This window comes from Pseudomonas sp. Tn43, from assembly GCF_014192635.1.
In the GTDB taxonomy this organism is placed as follows: domain Bacteria; phylum Pseudomonadota; class Gammaproteobacteria; order Pseudomonadales; family Pseudomonadaceae; genus Aquipseudomonas.
In genome coordinates this window covers 1-22,318 of record NZ_JACHYG010000006.1, presented here as the reverse complement: position 1 = coordinate 22,318, position 22,318 = coordinate 1, and the positions used below count along the sequence as shown (strand labels likewise).

The following is a 22,318-nucleotide window of genomic DNA, read 5'->3' as shown; positions in this document are numbered from 1 at the left end:
GCCATGGAGGCAATGTCCGAGCGTGCGATCATTCTTGCGCCGTTGGGACGCGACAGCCAGATCGCGCTGATGATGCTCAACGAGGCAGGAGTCGAAGGGATCATCACAAAGGATCTGGTCGCGTTGTGCAACGAGCTGTCGCTAGGTGCCGGCCTGTTGGTGATTGCTTCCGAGGCCTTATTGGGCGCCGACCTTGAACCGTTGCTGAGTCTGATCGAACAGCAACCGGCATGGTCGGATCTGCCGATCGTGCTGCTGACCCATCACGGTGGCCCGGAGCAGAACCCTGCGTCGCGACTCGGTTCGCAGTTGGGCAACGTGACGTTCCTTGAGCGCCCGTTCCATCCGGTCACGCTGATCAGCCTGGTCACCACCGCGTTGCGCGGGCGACGACGGCAGTATGAAGCCAGGGACCGGTTGATTGATCTGAGCCAAAGTGAACTGCGCCTGCAAAACACTCTGGAAACCCTCGAGCAACAGGTTGAAGAGCGCACCGCGCAACTGCGCCGCAACGAGGAGGTCCTCAGGCAGTCGCAGAAAATGGAAGCGGTCGGCCAACTCACCGGCGGTATTGCTCACGACTTCAATAATATGCTGACCGGCATCATCGGCAGTCTGGAGCTGCTGCGTCGACGCCTGGCACGCGGACGCACCGAAGACCTGGACAGCCTGATCGATCTTGGAGTGACTTCCGCCAACCGCGCGGCGGGCCTGACGCATCGTTTGCTGGCGTTCTCTCGGCGTCAGTCGCTGGATTCAAAACCGGTGCAGATGAACACCCTTGTGCTGTCCATGGACGAGCTATTGCAACGCAGCATCAATGAGAGCATTCACCTGGAAATGCAGCTGGACGAGCAGCTGTGGGTGGCCGAGGCGGACCCCAACCAACTCGAAAGCGCCCTGCTCAACCTGGTGCTCAACGCCCGGGATGCCATGCCCGACGGCGGAAAGCTGCTGGTCAAAACCTCCAATCGGCATCTGGACACGGCGTTTACCGCGGCACACAGCAACCTGCAGCCGGGCGACTACATCGTCCTGAGTGTCACCGATACCGGTTACGGCATGCCGCAAAGCACCATCAACCGAGCTTTTGATCCCTTCTTCACGACCAAACCCATTGGCCAGGGCACAGGCTTGGGATTGTCGATGATTTACGGTTTCAGCAAACAGTCCGGCGGCCATGCGAGCATTGACAGTGAAGTCGGAAAAGGCACCACGGTCAGTCTGTTTTTGCCGCGTTTCAGCGGCGAACTGGTCCAGGATACCCAAATCGATGCCCAACATGCGCCTTACGCCCGGAACGGCGAAACCGTGCTGATCGTCGAGGATGATCCCGCAGTGCGAGTATTGGTCAGTGCCGTATTGAGTGAATTGGGTTACGCCTTCGTTGAAGCGGGCGATGCCGACAGCGCCATGCCGATACTCAACTCGGGTCAGCGAATCGACCTGCTGATCAGCGACGTGGGATTGCCGGGCATGAACGGCCGGCAACTGGCGGAAATCGGCCGGCAGTATCGGCCTGACCTGAAAGTATTGTTCATCACCGGTTACGCCGAACACGCTGCCGTACGCGGTGGTTTTCTTGATCCAGGCATGCAGATGATCACCAAGCCGTTCACCTTCGATTTGTTGACGGCGAAGGTGCGGGAGATGATCAGCGCCTGAGAGATTCTCGTGTAGGCGCTGCCGAAGGCTGCGATCTTTTGATCTGGGCCGTCGCGCAGGCGCAAAAAGATCAAAAGATCGCAGCCTGCGGCAGCTCCTACGGGGGGCCAGCCGTCTTCAGCACAGCATGTCCTGCATGATCTTTTGCAACACATCCAGATCGAAGGGCTTGCCCAGGATCGGTGCTTTGCGGGTGATCGGGCTGTCGGTCTCGCGAATTTCCTGCGGGTAGCCGCTGATGAAGATGACCTTGAGCTCCGGTCGCAGCTTGACGGCGGGTTCGGCGATCTGCACGCCAGTGATTCCCCCCGGTAAGCGGAAGTCGGTGATCATCATGTCCAGATGCGGTTTGCTCGCCAGAATTTCAAAGGCCTGTTCGCCGTTCTCGGCTTGCAGCACCCGGTAACCCTCACTCGACAAGTAAGTAGACAGCACCATCAAGATCGAAGGGTCATCCTCGACGATCAGTACCACATCTTGTGCATCTTCACTCATGGAAAGCCTTTGTTCAGTCAATAGCTGCTGATACGACCTTGCGGTCACTCAGAGGTTGCGTTTATCGGGCTGTTTTCCTGCAGCGGCAGACAAACGCGAAACAAGGCGCCTTCGCCAATCCGGCTCTCGACGGTGATGGAGCCACCGTGGGCGGCGACAATCTGCTCCGAAATAAACAGCCCCAGGCCCAGTCCCGCTACAACGGTCTTGGCGCAAACGCGTTCGAATTGTTGAAAAATGCGCGGCTGATCCTCTTCACTGATCCCGATACCGCGGTCCTGAACCTCAATCCACGCTAGCCCGTCCTGATTGTACACGCGTACGTCGATCAGGCTGTTGGCGCCATAACGCAGCGCATTGGTCAACAAGTTGGAAACCACTTGTTCGATACGGAATTCGTCCCAGTGCCCCATCACCGGCTGCTCGGCCGTCAAGATGACCGACGATTGCGCGGCCTCGACCTGCGGGGCAAAGTTTTGCAGAAGATTGTTTACCAGTTGCACAAGGTCAAACCGGCTGGGGCGAATCGACAGCTTGCCGGTGCGAATCCGCGACACATCGAGCATGTCTTCGATCAGGCGGATCAGGCTTTTGATCTGCCGCTCGTCGCGGTCGACCATGGCGTGCATTTTGTCCATCGTGAATGCCGCGGCGTTATCCCGGGCCAGGTGCATTTTACGTAACTGGGTTTCGAGAATCAGGCCATTGAGTGGCGTACGGACTTCGTGGGCCACGATGGACATGAAGTCATCTCGCATGCGCACCGCCTGCTCCAGCTCATTCTGGGTGTTCTGCAACTGTTTGAGCAGCGCCTCCTGCTCCCGTCGACTTTGCTCCAGCGCCTGGACCTGATGCTCCATCGCTTTGCTCTGGCGATACAGGTCGACAAAGACATTGACCTTGCTCTTGACCGCATGAACATCCAGCGGCTTGTGCAAGAAATCCACCGCACCGCTTTCATAACCCTTGAACGCGTAGTTAAGCTCGCGGCCGGCGGCACTGACGAACACAATCGGGATGTTTTTGGTTTTTTCCGTGCCGCGCATCAACTCGGCCAGCTCGAAGCCGTTCATGCCGGGCATCTGCACATCAAGAATGGCCAAGGCGAATTCATGCTGCAGCAACAGCGACAAGGCTTCGTCGGCGCACAGGGCTTTGTAGACGATACGGTCTTCGCGCCTGATCAATGCATCGAGCGCCAGAAGGTTTTCCGGCAGGTCGTCGACGATCAATAATTTGGCCTGGACATTTCTTAACATGCGACTCGTTCCAGCTCGACAAACAGATGGCTAATGCCGCGAAGATCCAGCCGATGAGTATCCAGCACTGCCCTATTCATGATTTGCGATAAATCCGTTCTGGTTTGACCAATGCTTCAAATTGTTTGCCATAGGCCGAGAATTCCAGGGTTTCCTTACTGCCCAGAGCCAGAATCCCCCGATGACACAGCGATTCGTGAAACAAGCCAAACGCACGATCCTGAAGTTTTTTATTGAAATAAATCAATACATTACGGCATGAAATCAATTGAGTCTCCGAGAACACACTGTCGGTGGCCAGGCTGTGGTCGGCGAAGGTCACGTTGTCGCACAGACTCTTGTCGAAAATCGCATAACCATAGGCCGCCGTGTAGTAATCGGCGAACGAGCGCTGACCACCCGCCTGCTGGTAGTTGTGAGTGTAGGCCCGGACGTTCTCCAAGGAGAAAATCCCCTGCCGCGCTTTATCCAGCGAGTATGGGTTGATGTCGGTGGCATAGAGAATGGTGCGATCCAGCAGGCCTTCTTCACGCAGCAGAATCGCCATCGAATAGACCTCTTCGCCAGTGCTGCAACCGGCGATCCAGACCTTGATCGACGGGTAAGTCTTGAGCAGTGGAACCACTTCCTGACGTAACGCCAGAAAATGCGAAGGGTCGCGGAACATTTCACTGACCGGAATCGTCAGGCATTGCAGCAGCTGCATGAACGCACTCGGATTATGCAAAACCTTCTCTTGCAGCGCCGAGATGGTTTTGCACTCCAACTGACTCAAGGCGTGATTGACCCGGCGTTTGATCGAAGCGCTGGAATAATCGCGAAAATCGTAGCTGTACTTGAGGTAGATCGCCTCGATCAACAAGCGCAATTCGATGTCATTGCCGCACTCCACTAGATGCGTTCCATCTTCGGTAGCCACACACGAATCAGCGAAAACAGGCGATCCAGGTCAATGGGTTTGGCCAGGTAGTCGTTGGAACCGGCCTGCAAGCAGCGCTCCTGATCGTCTTTCATCGCCTTGGCCGTCACCGCAATGATTGGCAGTTTGCGCCAGCGCGGGTCCTTGCGGATCTCGAGGGTGGCTTCGAAACCATCCATTTCCGGCATCATCACGTCCATCAGCACCAGGTCAATGTCCTCGACTTCATTCAATTTCTCGATCGCCTCACGGCCGGTGCGGCCAATGACCACGACGGCGCCCTTTTGCTCCAAGGCGCTGGTAAGGGCGAAGATGTTGCGTACATCGTCGTCCACCAACAGCACTTTACGGCCCTCGAAAACCTTGTCGCGGCTGCGGGCGATCTTGAGCATCGTCTGGCGCTCCTGGGACAAGCGGGATTCGATCTTGTGCAGAAAAAGTGTCACTTCGTCCAGCAACCGCTCGGGCGAGCGAGCGCCCTTGATGATGATCGAGCGAGAGTATTTGCGCAGCTCCGCCTCTTCGTCCCGGGTCAGGTTACGTCCGGTATAGACGATCACTGGCGGGAACGAGCAGATATCTTCGATGGACATGCGTTTGAGCAAGTCGTTGCCGAGCATGTCCGGCAGCTTCAGGTCGATGATCATGCAGTCGAAAATCGTGGTGCGCAGCAAATCCAGCGCATCCTGCGCCAGGCCGACAGCGGTGATTTCAATCTCCTCATCGCCGATCAGCCGGGCGATGCTGTCGCGTTGCACGTCGTCGTCTTCAACCAGCAAGACCCGTTTGACCTTTTGCGTCAATTTGTCTTCGAGACGGGCAAATACCTCCTTGAGCTCCTCGCGTGTGGTGGGCTTGACCGCATAACCGATGGCGCCCAGATGCATGGCCGCCTCGACCCGGTCTTCGACCGAAATCACGTGCACCGGAATGTGCCGGGTTTCGGCATGCTCTTTAAGGCGCTGCAAAACCGTCAGCCCGGAATGATCCGGCAGGCGCATGTCCAGCAGAATCGCATCAGGGAGGAACTGCATGGCCAGGTCGTAGCCTTCGTCGGCGCCGTGGGCCACCAGGCACTGATAACCCAGTTCATGGGCCAGATCGTAGAGAATGTGCGCGAAGTCTGGCTCATCCTCCACGACCAGAATGCAACGAGTCGCGAATGGCGCCTTGTTGCGATCATCGTCGAAACGCGGAATGTCGACGTCGGCAATCAGGGGCCCAGGCGCAGCAACCACGGCGTTTTTCGGCACGGCCACTGGCGTGGCGCTCATTGCCTCGACAGGCACCTCGTCCGGTTCGACGTAATGCTGCGGCAACATCAGGGTGAACACGCTGCCTTGCCCAGGCGTACTGGTCACGCTGATGGAGCCGCCCAACAACGTGGCCAGATCACGAGAAATCGACAAACCCAGGCCGGTGCCACCGTAACGGCGGTTGATGGTGCCATCGGCCTGACGGAAGGCTTCGAAAATGCTTTCCTGCTGATCCGGCGCGATACCGATGCCCGAATCGCGGATGATAAAGGCAATGCCCTCGCCCGGCTGGGCAGCGACGCTCAGGCTGACAGTGCCCTTCTCGGTGAACTTCACGGCGTTGGACAACAGGTTCTTGATCACCTGCTCCAGGCGCTGGCGATCGGTGAACAACACAAGCGGCGCATCGGCCAGCAATTGCACCTGGAAATCCAGGTTCTTTTGCGCAGCCAACGGCTGGAACATGCCACGCAAGCCTTCCACCAGACGCGCGACATGGGTGTTTTCCGCTCGCACCTCAAGCTTGCCGGCCTCGACCTTGGAAATGTCGAGAATGTCGTTGATCAGGTTCAGCAAATCGTTGCCGGCGGAATAAATCGACTCGGCGAATTTGACCTGTTCGGCACTGAGGTTTTCTTGCGGGTTTTCCGCCAACAACCTGGCCAGAATCAACGAACTGTTCAGCGGCGTGCGCAGTTCATGGGACATGTTGGCGAGGAATTCGGATTTGTATTTGCTCGAGCGCTGCAACTCTTTGGCGCGCGCTTGGAGCTCAATCTGCGCCAGATTCAGCTCGGTGTTCTTCTGGTCCATGGCATCGCGTTGCGCGGCCAGGATCTGCCCCTGCTCGGCGAGTTGTTCGTTGGTTTGCTCCAGCTCCACCTGCTGGGCTTGCAGATGAGTCTGGGACTCCTTGAGGATCCGCGACTGCTCTTCCAGCTCTTCGTTGGCGCTCTTGAGCTCTTCTTGCTGAACCTGCAGCTCTTCGTTGAGTTGCTGGGCTTCGGCGAGCACTTCCTGCAAGCGTTGACGATAGCGAGCGGCCTCGATCGAGGTGCCGATGTTGCCGGCGATCAACTCAAGCAGTTCAACATCACGATCCGTCAGCGTGCGCAGGAAACCCAGTTCGATCACACCGTTGACCCGATCGTCGTCGCTGGTGGGCACTACTAATACGCTATGCGGCAAACCTTCGCCCAGGCCGGAACTGACTTTGAAGTAGCCGCCCGGGACATCATCCAGGCGAATCAAACGCCCTTGTTGCGCCACCTGGCCGACAATGCCTTCGCCACTGTAGATCTGCTGTTCAAGCGCTTCCTGTTCCCGGGAAAAACCGTAAGACGCGATGCGCTTGAGGCCGCCGTGATCCTCACGGACATAGATCGCCGCGACAGCCGTGCCCAAGTATTGCGCGCAGAACTGCAAAATGTTGCGCCCCAACACATTGAGCGATAGCTGGCCCAAGACTTGCTCGGCCAGTTCAGTCTGGCCATTGCGCAACCAGGCTTGCTGTTCCAGACGCAGGGCGCTGGCCTGTTGTCTGGCGAGGTTGGCGCTGTAACTTTGCGACAGTTTGAGCAGGTCCCGACGGCCAATGTAGGCCAACAACCCGCTGATAGCGGCCACCAACAGCAGATAAAGGGCGATGCTCCAGATCGTAGTGCGGCGCACTTCCTCGTTGCGCGTAGCACGCAACTGCTGCTCCAGGTCGATAACGTCTTCGAATTGCTTGCGGATCTCGTCGGTCAGGCGCTTGCCACGCCCGGCCTTGACGACGCCACGGTAGTCACCGTTGGCGCGCTGCAAATCGATCATCGCTTGCGCGTAAGTGGCCCATTCGGTCTGCAAGGCCTGGAGCCGGTGCAGACGATCAGTCTGGAGCGGATTGTCGGCAGTCAATTCGAGCAAGGTACTGAGCGCGACGGCGATTCTCGGCTTGGCCGTCTCGTAGGGATCGAGGAAATGTTCATCGCCACTGAGCAGAAACCCGCGCATGCCGGTTTCCAGATCGACGGTCAGCTTTATCGCTTCATTGGCATTATTGATCACCCGGTCGGTGTGCTGGACCCACTGGATCACCGACAGCAGGTAGGTGATCAGCGAAACGAAGAAAACCGCACTGATGACGCCCATACCCAGTGGCAGGCTGACGTTGCGGCTCAGGAGTTTACGGAATCGTTGCTCATCAACCGAAGACGCAGAGGTCATGGGAAGCCTTGTCGTGCTGTTGAAAGGCATCGAGTCTGCCCCAAAACGGCCGGGGCGATCCATTTTTCTGACACGTTTTGCGGTAAAAACCTGCATTTAGCTGCTCTGGGACAAAGGAGCGGTTATTCTCTGCGGCTCTGGTGCGGCTATTGTCTTTGTAACGCGTCGGGAACCTGTCGTGATTCGTCACTGACCCATGCTGGAGTCCGGCGATTTCGATTGTCCGGCAACCGCGAAATTCAATGTTGAGAGCCCCACTATGTCCGCTGACACCTCCACCATTCTAGTCGTCGAAGACGATGACATTGTGCGCGCACTGATCGTCGATGTGCTGGAGGAGCTCGAATTCGAAGTACTCGAGGCAGATGGTAGCGAACAGGCCCTGGAGTTTCTAAATGACGAAGACCAGGACATTGAATTGCTAATGACAGATGTGGGGTTGCCGGTCATGGACGGTCGGGAATTGGCCAGGCAAGCGCGCATGCTGCGTCCGGAATTACCCATTCTGTTCGCCACTGGCTATGCCGAAAGCATCGAGGTGCCTGACGGCATGCATACCATTGGCAAGCCATTTTCCATTGATCAATTGCGGGGCAAGGTCCAGGACATCCTCAAGGACTGACTTTTCTCGCGTCCCGATTCTTTCCATTCCCTACCCGCTTCAAGGAATACCCGTCAATGAGTCAGCCCCGCGCAACCAAAGTCCTGGTGATTGGTTACGTCTGGCCCGAGCCCCGCTCTTCTGCGGCCAGTGGGCATGTGATGCAAATTCTCGATATGTTCCTGCAGCAAGGCTGGGACGTCACCTTCAGCAGCCCGGCCGGCACCGGTGAACACCGTGCGGACCTGACCGCGTTGGGCATCCGCGAAGTGCCGATCGAGTTGAATAACAGCAGTTTCGACACCTTTGTCAGCGAACTGGCACCGGATATCGTGTTATTCGACCAGTTCATGATGGAAGAACAGTTCGGCTGGCGAGTAGAGAAACACTGCCCCGACGCCTTGCGCGTGCTGGAAACCTCTGACCTGCAAAGCCTGCGACATGCCCGGCATCAGCGCCTCAAGGAACGCTTGAAGGCCAGTGATGATGCCAATGATTTCAGTGAATTGTTCGCCCCGGCATTGCGCGAAGAGTTCGAGCTCATGGCCGATACCGATCTGGCAAAACGGGAAATCGCCGCGCTGTATCGCTGCGACTTGAACCTGATGATCTCCGAAGTGGAGATTGAATTACTGGTCGAGCAGTTCGGGTTACCTCAATCATTGCTGCACTGGTGTCCGTTGATGGTCGAACCGCTGACCACCGCATCGCCAGCCTTTGAAGACCGGGCGCATTTCCTCAGTATCGGCAACTTCCGTCACGCGCCGAACTGGGACGCCGTGCTCTGGATGAAAACCACGATCTGGCCGCTGATCCGTGCACAGCTGCCAGAGGCGCAACTGCACATCTACGGCGCGTACACGCCGCCCAAAGCCACCGCCCTGCACAATGCGGCCCAAGGGTTTCATGTGATGAACTGGGCAGAAGATGCATTGCAAGTCATGTCCGCGGCGCGGATATGCCTGGCGCCGTTACGCTTTGGTGCGGGTATAAAAGGCAAGATTGTCGACGCCATGCTGTGTGGCACGCCCAATGTCACCACCCCGATTGGCGCGGAAGCGATGCACCGCGAACAGCCGTGGCCGGGTGCCGTGACCCGAACCGCGCGTGAGTTCGCCGATCGTGCGGTTCGTCTGTATAAAGACAAAGACCTGTGGACGAGCGCCCAATCCCATGGACAGCAACTATTAGTGGATCGCTATCAGCCAGCGGTACATGGCCCGGCGCTGATCGAAAAGTTGCTGCATTGCCAGCAACACCTGACACAACTTAGAAGAAATAACTTTACCGGCGGCATGTTGCGTCATCATCAACATAAAAGTACCCAGTACATGGCGCAGTGGATCGAGGCAAAGAATCGAAATCCATAACCAGGTTTTCAACCTTCTCCAACGAGCGGATGTATAAACCACACAGTTAGCATCAATCGAGCGATTGGCCATCGACTCGTTCACCGCTATAAATACGGAAAGCCACCTCTCAAGTATTTCGATACTCAGAGGTATGGCTTCTCCTATTTAATCGATGCAAGGATGCATTAATGAACAATAACGCTTCAGATAATTACGCCCTCAACAACTGGATGACCGCGACACCGGCCATCGACACGTTATCGCTCTGCCAGTTAACGCTGCCAGGCACTCACAATGCGGGCTGCGACTGGAAAGCGTCCTACCCAATAATTCCCGGCGCTCACTGGCTGGCATGCCAGCACGATTCGTTTTATGCCCAACTGAACAATGGTTCGCGGGCTCTGGATGTTCGATTGGATTTTGTCTTCGACGAACCGGGGCTGGGCAAATTCCGTTTTCAGCACAACGGATACCGCTCCACCCGTACGTTGGGGCACCTTGTGACAGATGTGAACCGTTTTCTTCAGGAAAACCCAGACGAATTTATCATTTTGGACTTCCACGAACTGAAGGGTAGCCAGCAACCCTTTGACTATCATTTTTTCAACGAAATGATGCTCAGGTTTCTGGGCGAAAGAATGATTCCTTCCAACAACCTGCACCTTAGCCTCGGTCAACTCAAGAAACTCAGCAACGTGCAAAGAGTCCTGGTCGCTGCCGAAGGGGACCGGGAGCTTGATCGAACCCGGTTTTGCAAAAAAATCGAGCATAAATGGAGTGGCATCGCCGACACGAATGCCGCTGAACTGGAAAAACACATCATTGAAGTTTTGAAAAACCCTCCCGGCACATGGGCACCATGGTCTCTTTCCGCAACCTGTTACAGCATTACTGGCGGCCCTGTCGACATCAAAGGACATCTCACTTGGTGGTTCGATCTCGCCAAACGCGATTGGGCTACCCAATGCAACATTATCAATGTCGATTTCATTGAAGAGTCAAAAATAGTTTCTTATTGTCGAGCCGCGAGCTTGATAAAAGCGAACAAACAAATCAAATAGTTCCACACCGACGCACCTCCTTTAGCTAAAACGATTATTCCTGTGCTGGTTCTGAACTCGTCTTCATGACAGCTTGCTTTCGATGAGTGCGAGATCGTTCCCCATTGCATGAGCCGGCGTGAACGGTCAGTGTCGTGGGCTGGCACAATCAGCCTGGAAAGAGGCATGATCAACCGGCGATAACAATAAAAGTGCCCTGAGATGAGCCGACCAGCCAGAGTTACCGACCCTTCCTACGAATTGATGGACGACCATAACGGGTTGTCCATCATCTATCGTCAGCACGGCTTCCCTTGCCCGTTGGTGCGCTGGCACTTCCACAAGGAATATGAACTGCACCTGATCGTCGCCAGCTCCGGGAAGGTGTTCATCGGTGACTACATCGGCAACTTTTACCCGGAAACACTGTTTCTGACGGGCCCCAACCTGCCCCACAACTGGATCAGCCAAGTGGCTGAAGATGAAGTGGTGCCCAAGCGCGACATGCTGGTCAATTTCACTGACGAACTGTTCGAAAGTGGCCATCAGGTGTTTGCCGAGCTCAAGATGCTCGCCCCTTTGCTGGAGCGCGCGCAGTACGGCATCGAGTTTCGCTGCAAGCGCACAATCCGCCAGGCCATGACCTTGATGCAGCGCATCGCTGATACCAGAGGCATGACCCGGCTTGGGCATTTTTTTATCCTGTTGGAGTTGCTGGCCGCGTCCGATGATTATCAGTTGCTGTCCGGTGCGACGACGCCGCAATTGGCCGATGAACACAATATCGACCGCACCAACCGGGCGGTGGATTACATCTTTGCCCATTACGCCCGGGAACTGCCGCTGGATGAAGTCGCCGAGCACCTGGGGCTCAAACCAACCTATTTCAGCCGCGTGTTCAAACAGGCCACCGGGCGCTGCTTTATCGAATTCGTCAATCGCCTGCGCATCAGCAAATCCTGCGAGCTGCTGGCCGATGGCGATAAAACCGTGACCGATGTGTGTTTTGAATCGGGCTTCAACAATATTTCCAACTTCAACCGGCGCTTTCAACAGCTCAAGGGCATGACGCCTTCGCACTACCGGCGGTTGGCGGTGCAGCGTTTGACCGAGCAAAACCTGGGCTAAGCGCTTTTCGTAGGAGCGAGGCTTGCCAGCGAAGGCGGTGTGTCAGACAAAACGCCTTCGCGGGCAAGCCTGGCTCCTACAGTCCCCCCTATTACAGATCAAAAACCTATACGGATTCGATAGCAGCTAATTGCTGGATAACCGTTCCTTACGCCTCACACCCCAAACCCCAGTGCAAAAAAGTATCGGTCACAGTGCGATGGATGATTTGTCAGCCCATCGATTGAAGGCTGTAATCAGCGCACATTCTTCCTGCCCAGGAAGACACAAAAACAATAACTGTCCTTCTGTAACCCGCCGGGTGCAGAAAAGGAGTGCACGATGCAACCTTCTGTAAAAGCTCTGCTTGCCCTCACCTGCATGACCCTCAGTAGCGTCAGCCTCGGCGCCCAGACCCTGACCATCGCCACCGTCAACAACAGCGACATGATCCGCATGCAAAAACTCTCGAAAACCTTCGAGGCCGAGCATCCGGACATCAAGCTCAATTGGGTGGTGCTCGAAGAAAACGTCCTGCGCCAACGCCTGACCACCGACATCGCCACCCAGGGCGGGCAGTTCGATGTGTTGACCATCGGCATGTACGAAGCCGCACTCTGGGGCGCCAAGGGGTGGCTGGAACCGATGAAGGACTTGCCGGCCAGTTATGCCCTGGACGACGTGTTCCCGTCAGTCCGTGAAGGCCTTTCGGTGAAGGGCACGCTCTATGCCCTGCCGTTCTACGCGGAAAGCTCCATCACCTATTACCGCACCGACCTGTTCAAGAACGCCGGGCTGACCATGCCCGAGCGCCCGAGCTGGACCCAGATCAGCGAATTTGCCGGCAAACTCACCAACAAAGACAAAGAACAGTACGGTATCTGCCTGCGCGGCAAGGCGGGCTGGGGCGAGAACATGGCGCTGATCACCACCGTCGCCAATGCTTACGGCGCACGCTGGTTCGATGAAAAATGGCAGCCGGAATTTCCCGGGCCTGAATGGAAAAACGCGCTGAATTTCTATGTCGAGACCATGAAGGAGTCCGGCCCTCCCGGTGCGTCGAGCAACGGTTTCAACGAGAACCTGGCGCTGTTCAACAGCGGCAAGTGTGCAATCTGGGTCGATGCCAGCGTCGCCGGCTCGTTCGTCACCGACAAGAACCAAAGCAAGGTCAGCGAACACGTCGGCTTCACCTACGCACCGCATGAAACCACCGATAAAGGGTCGGCCTGGTTGTATTCCTGGGCGCTGGCCATTCCGACCAGTTCCAAAGCCAAAGAGGCGGCGAAAACATTCAGCACCTGGGCCACGTCCAAGGAATATGGCGCGCTGGTCGCAGAAAAAGACGGTATCGCCAACGTGCCCCCAGGCACTCGCACTTCGACTTACACCGAGGCTTATATGAACGCCGCGCCGTTCGCCAAGGTGACCCTGGAATCGCTGAAGGCCGCGGACCCGAGCAAACCGTCCATCAAGCCCGTGCCCTACATCGGCATCCAGCTGGTGACCATTCCTGAGTTCCAGGCCGTGGGCACCCAGGTCGGCAAGCTGTTCTCGGCAGCGCTGATTGGCCAGACCACGGTCGACCAGGCTTTGACCGCCGCCCAGTCAACCACCGAACGTGAGATGAAGCGCGCCGGTTATCCCAAGTAATCCCGGCCCCTGTAGGAGCGAGGCTTGCCCGCGAAAGCGGTGTGTCAGACAAATCGCCTTCGCAGGCAAGCCTCGCTCCAACTGGTTTTGCGCTATGCCTGCTTTCGCACTTAATCGGTTCTATCGCCATGAATATTTCCACTGTCAAAGCTCACATGGACATTGCCCAACCGGTGCGTAAAAGCCGGTTGACCAACCCCGGCTGGTTTCTGGTCAGCCCCTCGGTGGCGTTGTTGCTGCTGTGGATGATCGTGCCGCTGGGCATGACCGTTTACTTTTCAATGATCCGCTACAACCTGCTCTACCCCGGTGAAAACCAGTTCGTGGGGCTGGAAAACTTCAGCTACTTTCTGAGTGACTCGGGCTTCCTGCCCGGCGCCACCAACACCCTGCTGCTGGTGGGCAGTGTGTTGCTGATCAGCGTGGTGTTCGGCGTGTTGATCAGCGCCTTGCTGGAGGCCAGTGAGTTTCTCGGTCGCGGCATCGTGCGTGTGATGTTGATCTCGCCGTTCTTCATCATGCCCACCGTCGGTGCGCTGATCTGGAAGAACCTGATCTTTCACCCGGTCTCGGGGATTCTCGCCTGCATCTGGAAACTGTTCGGCGCGCAACCGGTGGACTGGCTCGCGCATTACCCGCTGCTGTCGATCATCATCATTGTCTCCTGGCAATGGTTGCCCTTCGCGATCCTGATCCTGATGACCGCCATGCAGTCCCTCGACCAGGAACAGAAAGAAGCCGCGCGCCTGGACGGTGCTGGGCCAGTCGCGATTTTCTGGCACCTGACCCTGCCACACCTGGCCCGGCCGATTGCGGTGGTGGTGATGATCGAAACCATCTTCCTGCTCTCGGTGTTCGCCGAAATCTTCACCACCACCAATGGTGGCCCCGGCTACGCCTCGACCAACCTTGCCTACCTGATCTACAACCAGGCGCTGGTGCAGTTCGACGTCGGCATGGCGTCCGCCGGTGGTTTGATCGCGGTGTTGATTGCCAACATCGCGGCCATCGTGCTGGTGCGGATGATCGGCAAAAACCTGACAGACAAAGCCTGAGGCCTGCGCCATGACCCTTCAACAATCCCGCCGCCTGCAAAGCCTGCTGCTCGGCACCCTGGCCTGGGCCATTGCGATCGTGATCTTCTTCCCGATCTTCTGGATGGTGCTGACCAGTTTCAAAACCGAAATCGATGCGTTCGCCACCCCGCCGCAGTTCATCTTCATGCCGACGCTGGAGAACTACCTGCACATCAACGAGCGCAGCGATTACTTCAGCTTCGCCTGGAACTCGGTGGTGATTTCCTTCAGCGCCACGGCCCTGTGCCTGCTGATCGCGGTGCCGGCGGCCTACTCCATGGCGTTCTATGAAACCCAGCGCACCAAAGGCACGCTGCTGTGGATGCTCTCGACCAAGATGCTGCCGCCGGTGGGCGTGCTGATGCCGATCTATCTGCTGGCCAAGAGCTTTGGCCTGCTGGACACGCGCCTCGCGCTGATCGTGATTTACACGCTGATCAACCTGCCGATCGTGGTCTGGATGACTTACACCTACTTCAAGGACATCCCCAAAGACATCCTCGAAGCCGCACGCCTGGACGGCGCAACCCTGTGGCAGGAAATGGTCCGGGTGTTGCTGCCGATCGCCAAGGGCGGCCTGGCTTCCACGGTTTTGTTGTCATTGATCTTGTGCTGGAACGAGGCGTTCTGGTCGCTGAACCTGACCTCGTCCCAAGCCGCGCCACTGACCGCGTTGATCGCCTCGTACTCAAGCCCCGAAGGTCTGTTCTGGGCCAAGTTGTCGGCGGTATCGACCCTGGCCTGTGCACCGATCCTGATCTTCGGCTGGATCAGCCAGAAACAATTGGTCCGCGGCCTGTCGTTCGGCGCCGTGAAATGAAGATCGCGACTCAACGCGATCCCTGTAGGAAAAGCCCGCACGGCTCAACTGAATAACAACACCTGGAGGCCCATCATCATGGCCAACCTGAAAATCAAAAATCTGCAAAAAGGCTTCGAAGGTTTTTCCATCATCAAAGGCATCGACCTGGAAGTGAATGACAAGGAATTCGTGGTGTTCGTCGGTCCGTCAGGCTGCGGCAAATCCACCCTGCTGCGACTGATCGCCGGCCTTGAAGAAGTCAGCGGCGGCACCATCGAGCTCGATGGCCGCGACATCACCGAAGTCAGCCCGGCCAAACGCGACCTGGCGATGGTGTTCCAGACTTACGCCCTGTACCCACACATGAGCGTGCGCAAAAACATGTCGTTCGCCCTGGACCTGGCCGGTGTGGCGAAAGCCGAAGTCGAGAAAAAAGTCGGCGAAGCGGCGCGCATCCTTGAGCTTGGGCCGATGCTGGAGCGCAAGCCCAAGCAACTGTCCGGCGGTCAGCGGCAACGCGTGGCCATCGGCCGGGCGATCGTGCGTAACCCGAAAATCTTCCTGTTCGATGAACCGCTGTCCAACCTCGACGCCGCCCTGCGGGTACAGATGCGCCTGGAACTGTTGCGCCTGCACAAAGAACTGCAAGCCACGATGATCTACGTGACCCACGACCAGGTCGAAGCGATGACCATGGCCGACAAAGTCGTCGTGCTCAATGGCGGCAAGATCGAGCAAGTCGGTTCGCCACTGGACCTGTATCACCAGCCGGCCAACCTGTTTGTCGCAGGCTTCCTCGGCACGCCGAAAATGGGCTTGCTCAAGGGCAAAGTCACCCGCGTCGAAAGCCAGCGCTGCGAAGTGCTGCTGGACGCGGGAACCCGCATCACGTTGCCGCTGAGCGGCGCCCACCTGAGCGTCGGCGGCGCGGTGACCTTAGGGATTCGCCCGGAGCATCTGAACCTGGCGCAAACCGGCGACTGCAGCTTGCAGGTGACGGCGGACGTTAGCGAACGCCTGGGCAGCGACACCTTCTGCCACGTTCTGACGTCTTCCGGCGAAGCGCTGACCATGCGTGTTCGCGGCGATCTGGCCAGCCGTTATGGCGAGACCCTGAGCCTGCACCTGGATGCCGAGCACTGCCATTTATTCGATGCCGACGGCGTGGCGCTGACCCGCCCACTGCGCGCCGCAGCCTGATCCGAGAGCATGCGATGAAATTGAACAGACAGAACCTCAACCGCCTCGCTCCTGAGGTGGCCCTGCCCGCCTACACCCTGAGCGATACCCGCCAAGGCATCGCGCACATTGGCGTCGGTGGTTTCCACCGCGCGCATCAGGCGTATTACACCGATGCCTTGATGAATACCGGCCAAGCATTGGACTGGGCCATTTGCGGGGTCGGCCTGCGCGCCGAAGACCGTCGCGCCCGGGACGATCTCAAAGAGCAGGATTATCTGTTTACCCTGTACGAACTCGGTGACGCCGACGACGCTGAAGTGCGGGTGATTGGCGCCCTCCGGGACATGCTGCTGGCCCAGGACAGCGTCGAGGCGCTGATCGACAAACTCGCCGATCCAGACATCCGCATCGTCTCGCTGACCATCACCGAAGGCGGCTATTGCATCGATGACAGCAACGGCGAATTCATGGCGCACCTGCCGCAGATCCAGCATGATCTGGCTCACCCGAACGCACCGCAAACCGTGTTCGGTTTTCTCTGCGCCGCACTGGCCAAACGTCGTGCGGCCGGCACGCCTGCGTTCACGCTGATGTCTTGCGATAACCTGCCGCACAACGGCGCCGTGACCCGCAAAGCCCTGCTCGCGTTCGCCGCCCTGCGTGACGCCGATCTGCGCGACTGGATCGAGCGCCATGTCAGTTTCCCTAATGCGATGGTCGACCGCATCACGCCGATGACCAGCACCGGGCATCGTCTGCAACTGCACGACAAACACAGCATCGACGACGCTTGGCCGGTAGTCTGCGAGCCGTTTGTGCAATGGGTGCTGGAAGACAAGTTCGTCAACGGTCGCCCAGCCTGGGAAAAAGTCGGGGTGCAGTTCACCGACGACGTTACGCCGTACGAAGAGATGAAAATCAAACTGCTCAACGGCAGCCATCTGGCGCTGACCTATCTGGGCTTTTTGAAAGGTTATCGCTTCGTCCACGAAACCATGAACGACCCCCTGTTCGTGCGCTACATGCGCGCCTATATGGACCTGGACGTGACGCCGCAACTGGCGCCGGTGCCGGGGATCGACCTGACCGAATACAAAAACACCCTGGTGGCGCGCTTCTCCAACCAGGCGATTGCCGATCAGCTGGAGCGGGTGTGTTCGGATGGCTCGTCGAAGTTTCCGAAATTCACCGTGCCGACCATCAACCGCTTGATTGCCGATGGCCGGGAGACCAAGCGTGCGGCGCTGGTGGTCGCGGCGTGGGCGCTGTACCTCAAAGGCGTGGATGAGACTGGCCAGACCTACGCCATTCCTGATCCACGGGCGGCGTTCTGTCAGGCGCTGGTGGCCGATGATGCGTTGATCACGCAGCGGTTATTGGACGTGGAGGAAATTTTTGGGACGGCGATTCCGAACTCCGCCGAATTTGTCACAGCATTCCAATGGTGCTGTAACAGTTTGCGGGAGGTTGGGGTGACGCGGACCCTCGAAAGAGTGCTTGCCACCTGATCATTCCCACGCTCTGCGTGGGAATGCAGCCCGGGACGCTCCGCGTCCCATCCAGAAGCGGACGCAGAGCGTCCATTGAGGCATTCCCACGCAGAGCGTGGGAACGATCTTCGGTAGGATCTTCCATGGCAAATCAACAACTATTCCTGGGCATCGACTGCGGCACCCAAGGCACCAAAGCCGTGGTCCTCGACGCGTGCAGCGGCGAGGTCCTCGGTCAAGGCGCCGCCGCCCATAGCCTGATCAGCGGCGCCAACGGTCGACGCGAGCAAGACACTGCCCAATGGCTGGAAGCCTTTACCCTGGCTACCCACCGTGCATTGCTCGCAGCGAATGTAGACGGTCAGGCCATCCTCGGCATTGGTGTTTCCGGCCAGCAGCATGGCCTGGTGCTGCTCGACGAGCGCGGCCAGGTGCTGCGCCCGGCCAAGCTCTGGTGCGACACCGAATCGACGCCGCAGAACGACCGCTTGCTCGCCCATCTGGGCGGCGAAAAAGGCTCCCTGGAACGCCTCGGCGTGGTCATCGCGCCGGGCTACACCGTGTCCAAATTGCTTTGGACCAAAGAACAGCATCCGGAAGTGTTCGCCCGAATCGCTCGTATTTTGCTGCCCCATGACTACCTCAACTACTGGCTCACCGGCCGCAGTTGCAGCGAGTACGGTGATGCGTCAGGCACGGGTTATTTCAACGTGCGCACCCGCCAGTGGGATTTGCAACTGCTGCGCGACATTGACCCTACGGGGCGCCTGCAAGCGGCGCTTCCGCAGCTGATCGACGCCCACCAGCCGCTCGGCACCATCCTGCCGAGTATTGCCGAACACTTGGGCATCAACCCGCATGCGCTGGTCTCCAGTGGCGGCGGCGACAACATGATGGGCGCGATCGGCACTGGCAATATACAGCCCGGTGCGATCACCATGAGCCTTGGCTCCTCGGGCACGGTTTACGCCTATGCCGAGCAAGCGAACGTCAGCCCCGACGCCTCGGTCGCGACGTTCTGCTCCTCCAGCGGCGGCTGGCTGCCGCTGATTTGCACGATGAACCTGACCAACGCGACCGGTGCGATTCGCGAGCTGTTCGAACTGGATATCGAAGCGTTCAACGGCTTGGTCGAGCAAGCGCCGATCGGTGCCGACGGCGTGTGCATGCTGCCGTTCCTCAATGGCGAACGCGTCCCCGCCCTGCCCCATGCCCGCGGCAGCCTGCTGGGGTTGACCATGACCAACCTGACCCGGGCCAACGTGTGCCGCGCCGTGGTGGAAGGCACCACGTTCGGTTTGCGTTACGGGCTGGACCTTCTGCGCCAGAATGGCTTACAAAGCCTGCGCATCTGCCTGATCGGGGGCGGCTCGAAGAGCCCGGTGTGGCGACAGATCGTCGCTGACATCATGAATACACCCGTGATTTGCACCGAACAAAGCGAAGCCGCGGCCCTCGGCGCAGCGATTCAGGCGGCGTGGTGCAAATCCTGGGCAAACGGTCACGAAGACAGTCTGGCGGACTTGTGCGAGCGTTGCGTAAAGCTCGATCTGGCCAGTGAAACCTTACCGATTGCAGAAAATGTGTCGGCCTTTCAGCAGGCCTACGAACGCTATCAACAGCATGTCGCAACCCTTTAAAGAGCGAGAAACTATGTATCTGGTATGTGGCGAAGCGCTGTTCGATTTCTTCAGCGAAGACGATGCCAGCGGCCTGGCATCCAAAGTGAATTTCAAGGCGATTGCCGGTGGCTCGCCGTTCAATGTGGCGGTGGGTTTGCGCCGACTTGGCGTGGACGCCGGGCTGTTTGCCGGGCTGTCGACCGATTACCTCGGCCGACGTTTGCAGCAAGTGCTGCACGATGAAGGTGTGCGCCCGGACTACCTCGTGGACTTCGCCGCACCGACCACCTTGGCGATGGTCGCGGTCGGTGCCAATGGCTCGCCCCACTACAGCTTTCGTGGCGAAGGCTGCGCTGATCGGCAGTTGAGCCTGGCGCATCTGCCGACGCTTGGGCCTGAAGTACGCGGGTTGCACGTCGGCTCGTTTTCGCTGGTGGTGCAACCGATTGCCGATACCTTGCTGGCACTGGTGCAACGGGAAAGCGGCAAACGCCTGATCAGCCTCGACCCGAACGTGCGCCTGAATCCCGAGCCGAACATCGAGTTGTGGCGTTCGCGGATTGCCACGCTGGTGGAGCTGGCGGATCTGATCAAGGTCAGCGATGAAGACTTGAGCCTGTTGTACCCCGGGCAAGACCCTCAGCGCGTCATCGAAAGCTGGCTGGAATATCGCTGTCAGTTGGTGTTCCTGACCCGTGGCGGCGAAGGCGCGACGGTATTCAGCCGTGCCCACAGTGCGTGGTCGGTGCCGGCCTGTTCGGTGAAGATTGCCGACACCGTGGGTGCCGGGGATACCTTCCAGGCGGCGCTGATTACCTGGCTGACCGAGCAGCAGCTGGATTCGGTTGAAGGGTTGCAGCAGTTGAGCCGTGAACAGATCGACACGATGCTCAGGTTTGCGGGGAGTGCAGCGGCGTTGACCTGCAGCAAGACCGGGCCGGATTTGCCGTATCGGCAGCAGTTGGAAATGCGCTGAAGCTGATGGCCCCTTCGCGGGCAACCTCGCTCCTACAGCTCCGGTGTTGGCATGTTCAATGGATCGACACAAATCCGGTGTCGGCATGATCAACGGATCGACACAAAACCGGTATTGGCATGATCAATGGATCGCCACAAATCCTGTAGGAGCGAGGCTTGCCCGCGAAGGCGGCCTACCGGTTGCACAGCGAAAAATGGTAACTCCGCAATCAACGGCACAAGCCCATATCCATTGCTCGAAACCCTCTGGACAAGGGTTTCCCCTATACAGCTTGCCCTCCATTTGCGCCTTGAACATGGCACTTTAATCCTGCACCATCCGCCCCAGCTTTTTCAAAGGACGGAATTCAAGGCATGCTGGACGCAAACGCAATCCATATCTCCCTCACGCTCGAAGGCGTTTCCGTCGACCTGCAGGTGCTCAGCTTCGTCGGCCGCGAAGCCCTCAACCAGCCATTCTGTTTCGACATCGAACTGGTCAGCGCCCGCCCCGATTTGAAACTCGAAGAGCTGCTGCACAAGCCCGGTTGCCTGACCTTTGGCGCCACCGGCCAAGGCAAAATTCATGGCCTGGTCTATCGCATCGAGCAAGGTGACTCCGGCAAGAGCCTGACCCGTTACAGCATCAGCCTGGTGCCGCAACTGGCCTACCTGCGGCACAACCACGACCAGCAGATTTTCCAGCAGTTAAGCGTGCCGAAAATCATCGCCCAGGTCCTCGAAGCCCGGGGCATTCTGGCCGATGCCTATAGCTTCCAGCTCGGCGCCATCTACCCCGAGCGCGTGTACTGCGTGCAGTACGACGAATCCGATCTGCACTTCATCCAGCGCCTGTGCGAAGAGGAAGGCATTCACTTCCATTTCCAGCACTCGGCCAGCGGCCACAAACTGGTGTTCGGCGATGACCAGACGGTGTTCCGCAAACTTGCGCCGGTGAGTTACCAGCAAGACTCCGGCATGGCCGCCATAAAACCGGTGATCAAGCGCTTCAACCTGCGCCTGGAAACCCGTACCACCCGCGTCAGCCGCCGCGACTACGACTTTGAAAAACCGCGCCTGTTGCCCGAAGGCGCGGCCAAAAGCGAATTCGCCCCGGACCTCGAAGACTACGACTACCCCGGTCGCTTCACCGACCGCGCGCGCGGCAAGCAACTGGCGACCCGCGCCCTGGAACGCCATCGCAGCGACTACCAATTGGCCGAAGGCAAAGGCGACGAACCGACCCTGGTCAGCGGCCACTTCATGGCCCTCAGCGAACACCCGCGCGCCGAGTGGAACGACCTCTGGCTGCTGCTGGAAATCGTCCACGAAGGCAAGCAGCCGCAAGTGCTCGGCGAGAACATCACCAGCGACGTCTCCGATAACAAGGACGACTTCCACCAGGGCTACCGCAACCGCTTCCTCGCCACGCCGTGGGACGCGCATTACCGCCCCGCCCTGGAACACCCGAAACCCAAGGTGCTGGGCAGCCAGACCGCCATCGTCACCGGCCCGGCGGGTGAAGAAATCCATTGCGATGAATACGGCCGCGTCAAAGTGCAGTTCCACTGGGACCGCGACGGCCAGGGCAACGACACCAGCAGCTGCTGGCTGCGCGTCGCCACCGGCTGGGC

Annotated in this window: 17 protein-coding genes; 13 read left to right on the top strand and 4 right to left on the bottom strand. The window is 58.2% G+C overall.

What is annotated here, in order from left to right:
- The first annotated feature begins 3 nt into the window (after positions 1–3).
- Complete coding sequence (locus FHW68_RS16740; RefSeq protein ID WP_221217184.1) at positions 4–1,665, top strand: response regulator; 1,662 nt, start codon at positions 4–6, stop codon at positions 1,663–1,665.
- A 117-nt stretch (positions 1,666–1,782) separates the two neighbouring features.
- On the opposite strand, the gene FHW68_RS16735 is transcribed toward FHW68_RS16740, so the two are convergent.
- The 4 genes from FHW68_RS16735 to FHW68_RS16720 all read right to left on the bottom strand — a co-directional run bounded on the left by FHW68_RS16735 (position 1,783) and on the right by FHW68_RS16720 (position 7,802).
- Positions 1,783–2,160, bottom strand: coding sequence for a response regulator (locus FHW68_RS16735; protein WP_095632651.1), 378 nt, complete (start codon positions 2,158–2,160; stop codon positions 1,783–1,785).
- Positions 2,161–2,204: 44 nt separating this feature from the next.
- Positions 2,205–3,419, bottom strand: a complete 1,215-nt coding sequence (locus tag FHW68_RS16730) for a hybrid sensor histidine kinase/response regulator (RefSeq protein WP_095632652.1) — start codon at positions 3,417–3,419, stop codon at positions 2,205–2,207.
- Positions 3,420–3,495: 76 nt separating this feature from the next.
- Positions 3,496–4,311 carry a protein-glutamate O-methyltransferase CheR gene (locus tag FHW68_RS16725; protein ID WP_095632653.1) on the bottom strand — a complete coding sequence of 272 codons (816 nt, stop codon included), beginning with the start codon at positions 4,309–4,311 and terminating at the stop codon, positions 3,496–3,498.
- Positions 4,311–7,802: a response regulator gene (locus tag FHW68_RS16720; protein ID WP_183681499.1), complete on the bottom strand. Its 3,492-nt coding sequence runs from the start codon at positions 7,800–7,802 to the stop codon at positions 4,311–4,313. The genes FHW68_RS16725 and FHW68_RS16720 overlap by 1 nt, the downstream gene beginning before the upstream one ends.
- Before the next feature lie 259 nt (positions 7,803–8,061).
- Between FHW68_RS16720 and FHW68_RS16715 the strand changes: the two genes are divergently transcribed.
- The 12 genes from FHW68_RS16715 to tssI form a co-directional block, all read left to right on the top strand.
- Positions 8,062–8,424: a response regulator gene (locus FHW68_RS16715; protein ID WP_095632666.1), complete on the top strand. Its 363-nt coding sequence runs from the start codon at positions 8,062–8,064 to the stop codon at positions 8,422–8,424.
- 56 nt (positions 8,425–8,480) lie between these two features.
- On the top strand, positions 8,481–9,773 hold the full coding sequence (locus FHW68_RS16710) for a glycosyltransferase (protein WP_183681496.1): 1,293 nt from the start codon (positions 8,481–8,483) through the stop codon (positions 9,771–9,773).
- A gap of 170 nt (positions 9,774–9,943) precedes the next feature.
- Positions 9,944–10,816 carry a phospholipase gene (locus FHW68_RS16705; RefSeq protein ID WP_183681493.1) on the top strand — a complete coding sequence of 291 codons (873 nt, stop codon included), beginning with the start codon at positions 9,944–9,946 and terminating at the stop codon, positions 10,814–10,816.
- Between the two features lie 201 nt (positions 10,817–11,017).
- Positions 11,018–11,923, top strand: coding sequence for an AraC family transcriptional regulator (locus tag FHW68_RS16700; RefSeq protein WP_095632657.1), 906 nt, complete (start codon positions 11,018–11,020; stop codon positions 11,921–11,923).
- Positions 11,924–12,244: 321 nt separating this feature from the next.
- Positions 12,245–13,555, top strand: a complete 1,311-nt coding sequence (locus FHW68_RS16695) for a sugar ABC transporter substrate-binding protein (RefSeq protein ID WP_183681489.1) — start codon at positions 12,245–12,247, stop codon at positions 13,553–13,555.
- Between the two features lie 128 nt (positions 13,556–13,683).
- Positions 13,684–14,610, top strand: a complete 927-nt coding sequence (locus FHW68_RS16690) for a carbohydrate ABC transporter permease (protein WP_095632659.1) — start codon at positions 13,684–13,686, stop codon at positions 14,608–14,610.
- A gap of 10 nt (positions 14,611–14,620) precedes the next feature.
- A complete protein-coding gene (locus tag FHW68_RS16685) occupies positions 14,621–15,451 on the top strand; it encodes a carbohydrate ABC transporter permease (RefSeq protein ID WP_183681486.1) in 831 nt (276 codons plus the stop codon).
- 78 nt (positions 15,452–15,529) lie between these two features.
- Positions 15,530–16,633, top strand: a complete 1,104-nt coding sequence (locus tag FHW68_RS16680; RefSeq protein ID WP_095632661.1) for an ABC transporter ATP-binding protein — start codon at positions 15,530–15,532, stop codon at positions 16,631–16,633.
- A gap of 14 nt (positions 16,634–16,647) precedes the next feature.
- A complete protein-coding gene (locus FHW68_RS16675; RefSeq protein WP_183681483.1) occupies positions 16,648–18,123 on the top strand; it encodes a mannitol dehydrogenase family protein in 1,476 nt (491 codons plus the stop codon).
- A 125-nt stretch (positions 18,124–18,248) separates the two neighbouring features.
- Positions 18,249–19,745, top strand: coding sequence for a xylulokinase (xylB, locus tag FHW68_RS16670; RefSeq protein WP_183681481.1), 1,497 nt, complete (start codon positions 18,249–18,251; stop codon positions 19,743–19,745).
- Positions 19,746–19,758: 13 nt separating this feature from the next.
- On the top strand, positions 19,759–20,703 hold the full coding sequence (locus tag FHW68_RS16665) for a carbohydrate kinase (protein WP_183681477.1): 945 nt from the start codon (positions 19,759–19,761) through the stop codon (positions 20,701–20,703).
- Between the two features lie 356 nt (positions 20,704–21,059).
- Positions 21,060–22,318 (top strand): type VI secretion system tip protein TssI/VgrG (tssI, locus tag FHW68_RS16660; RefSeq protein ID WP_183681474.1); only part of this gene is annotated, 1,259 nt, incomplete at its 3' end.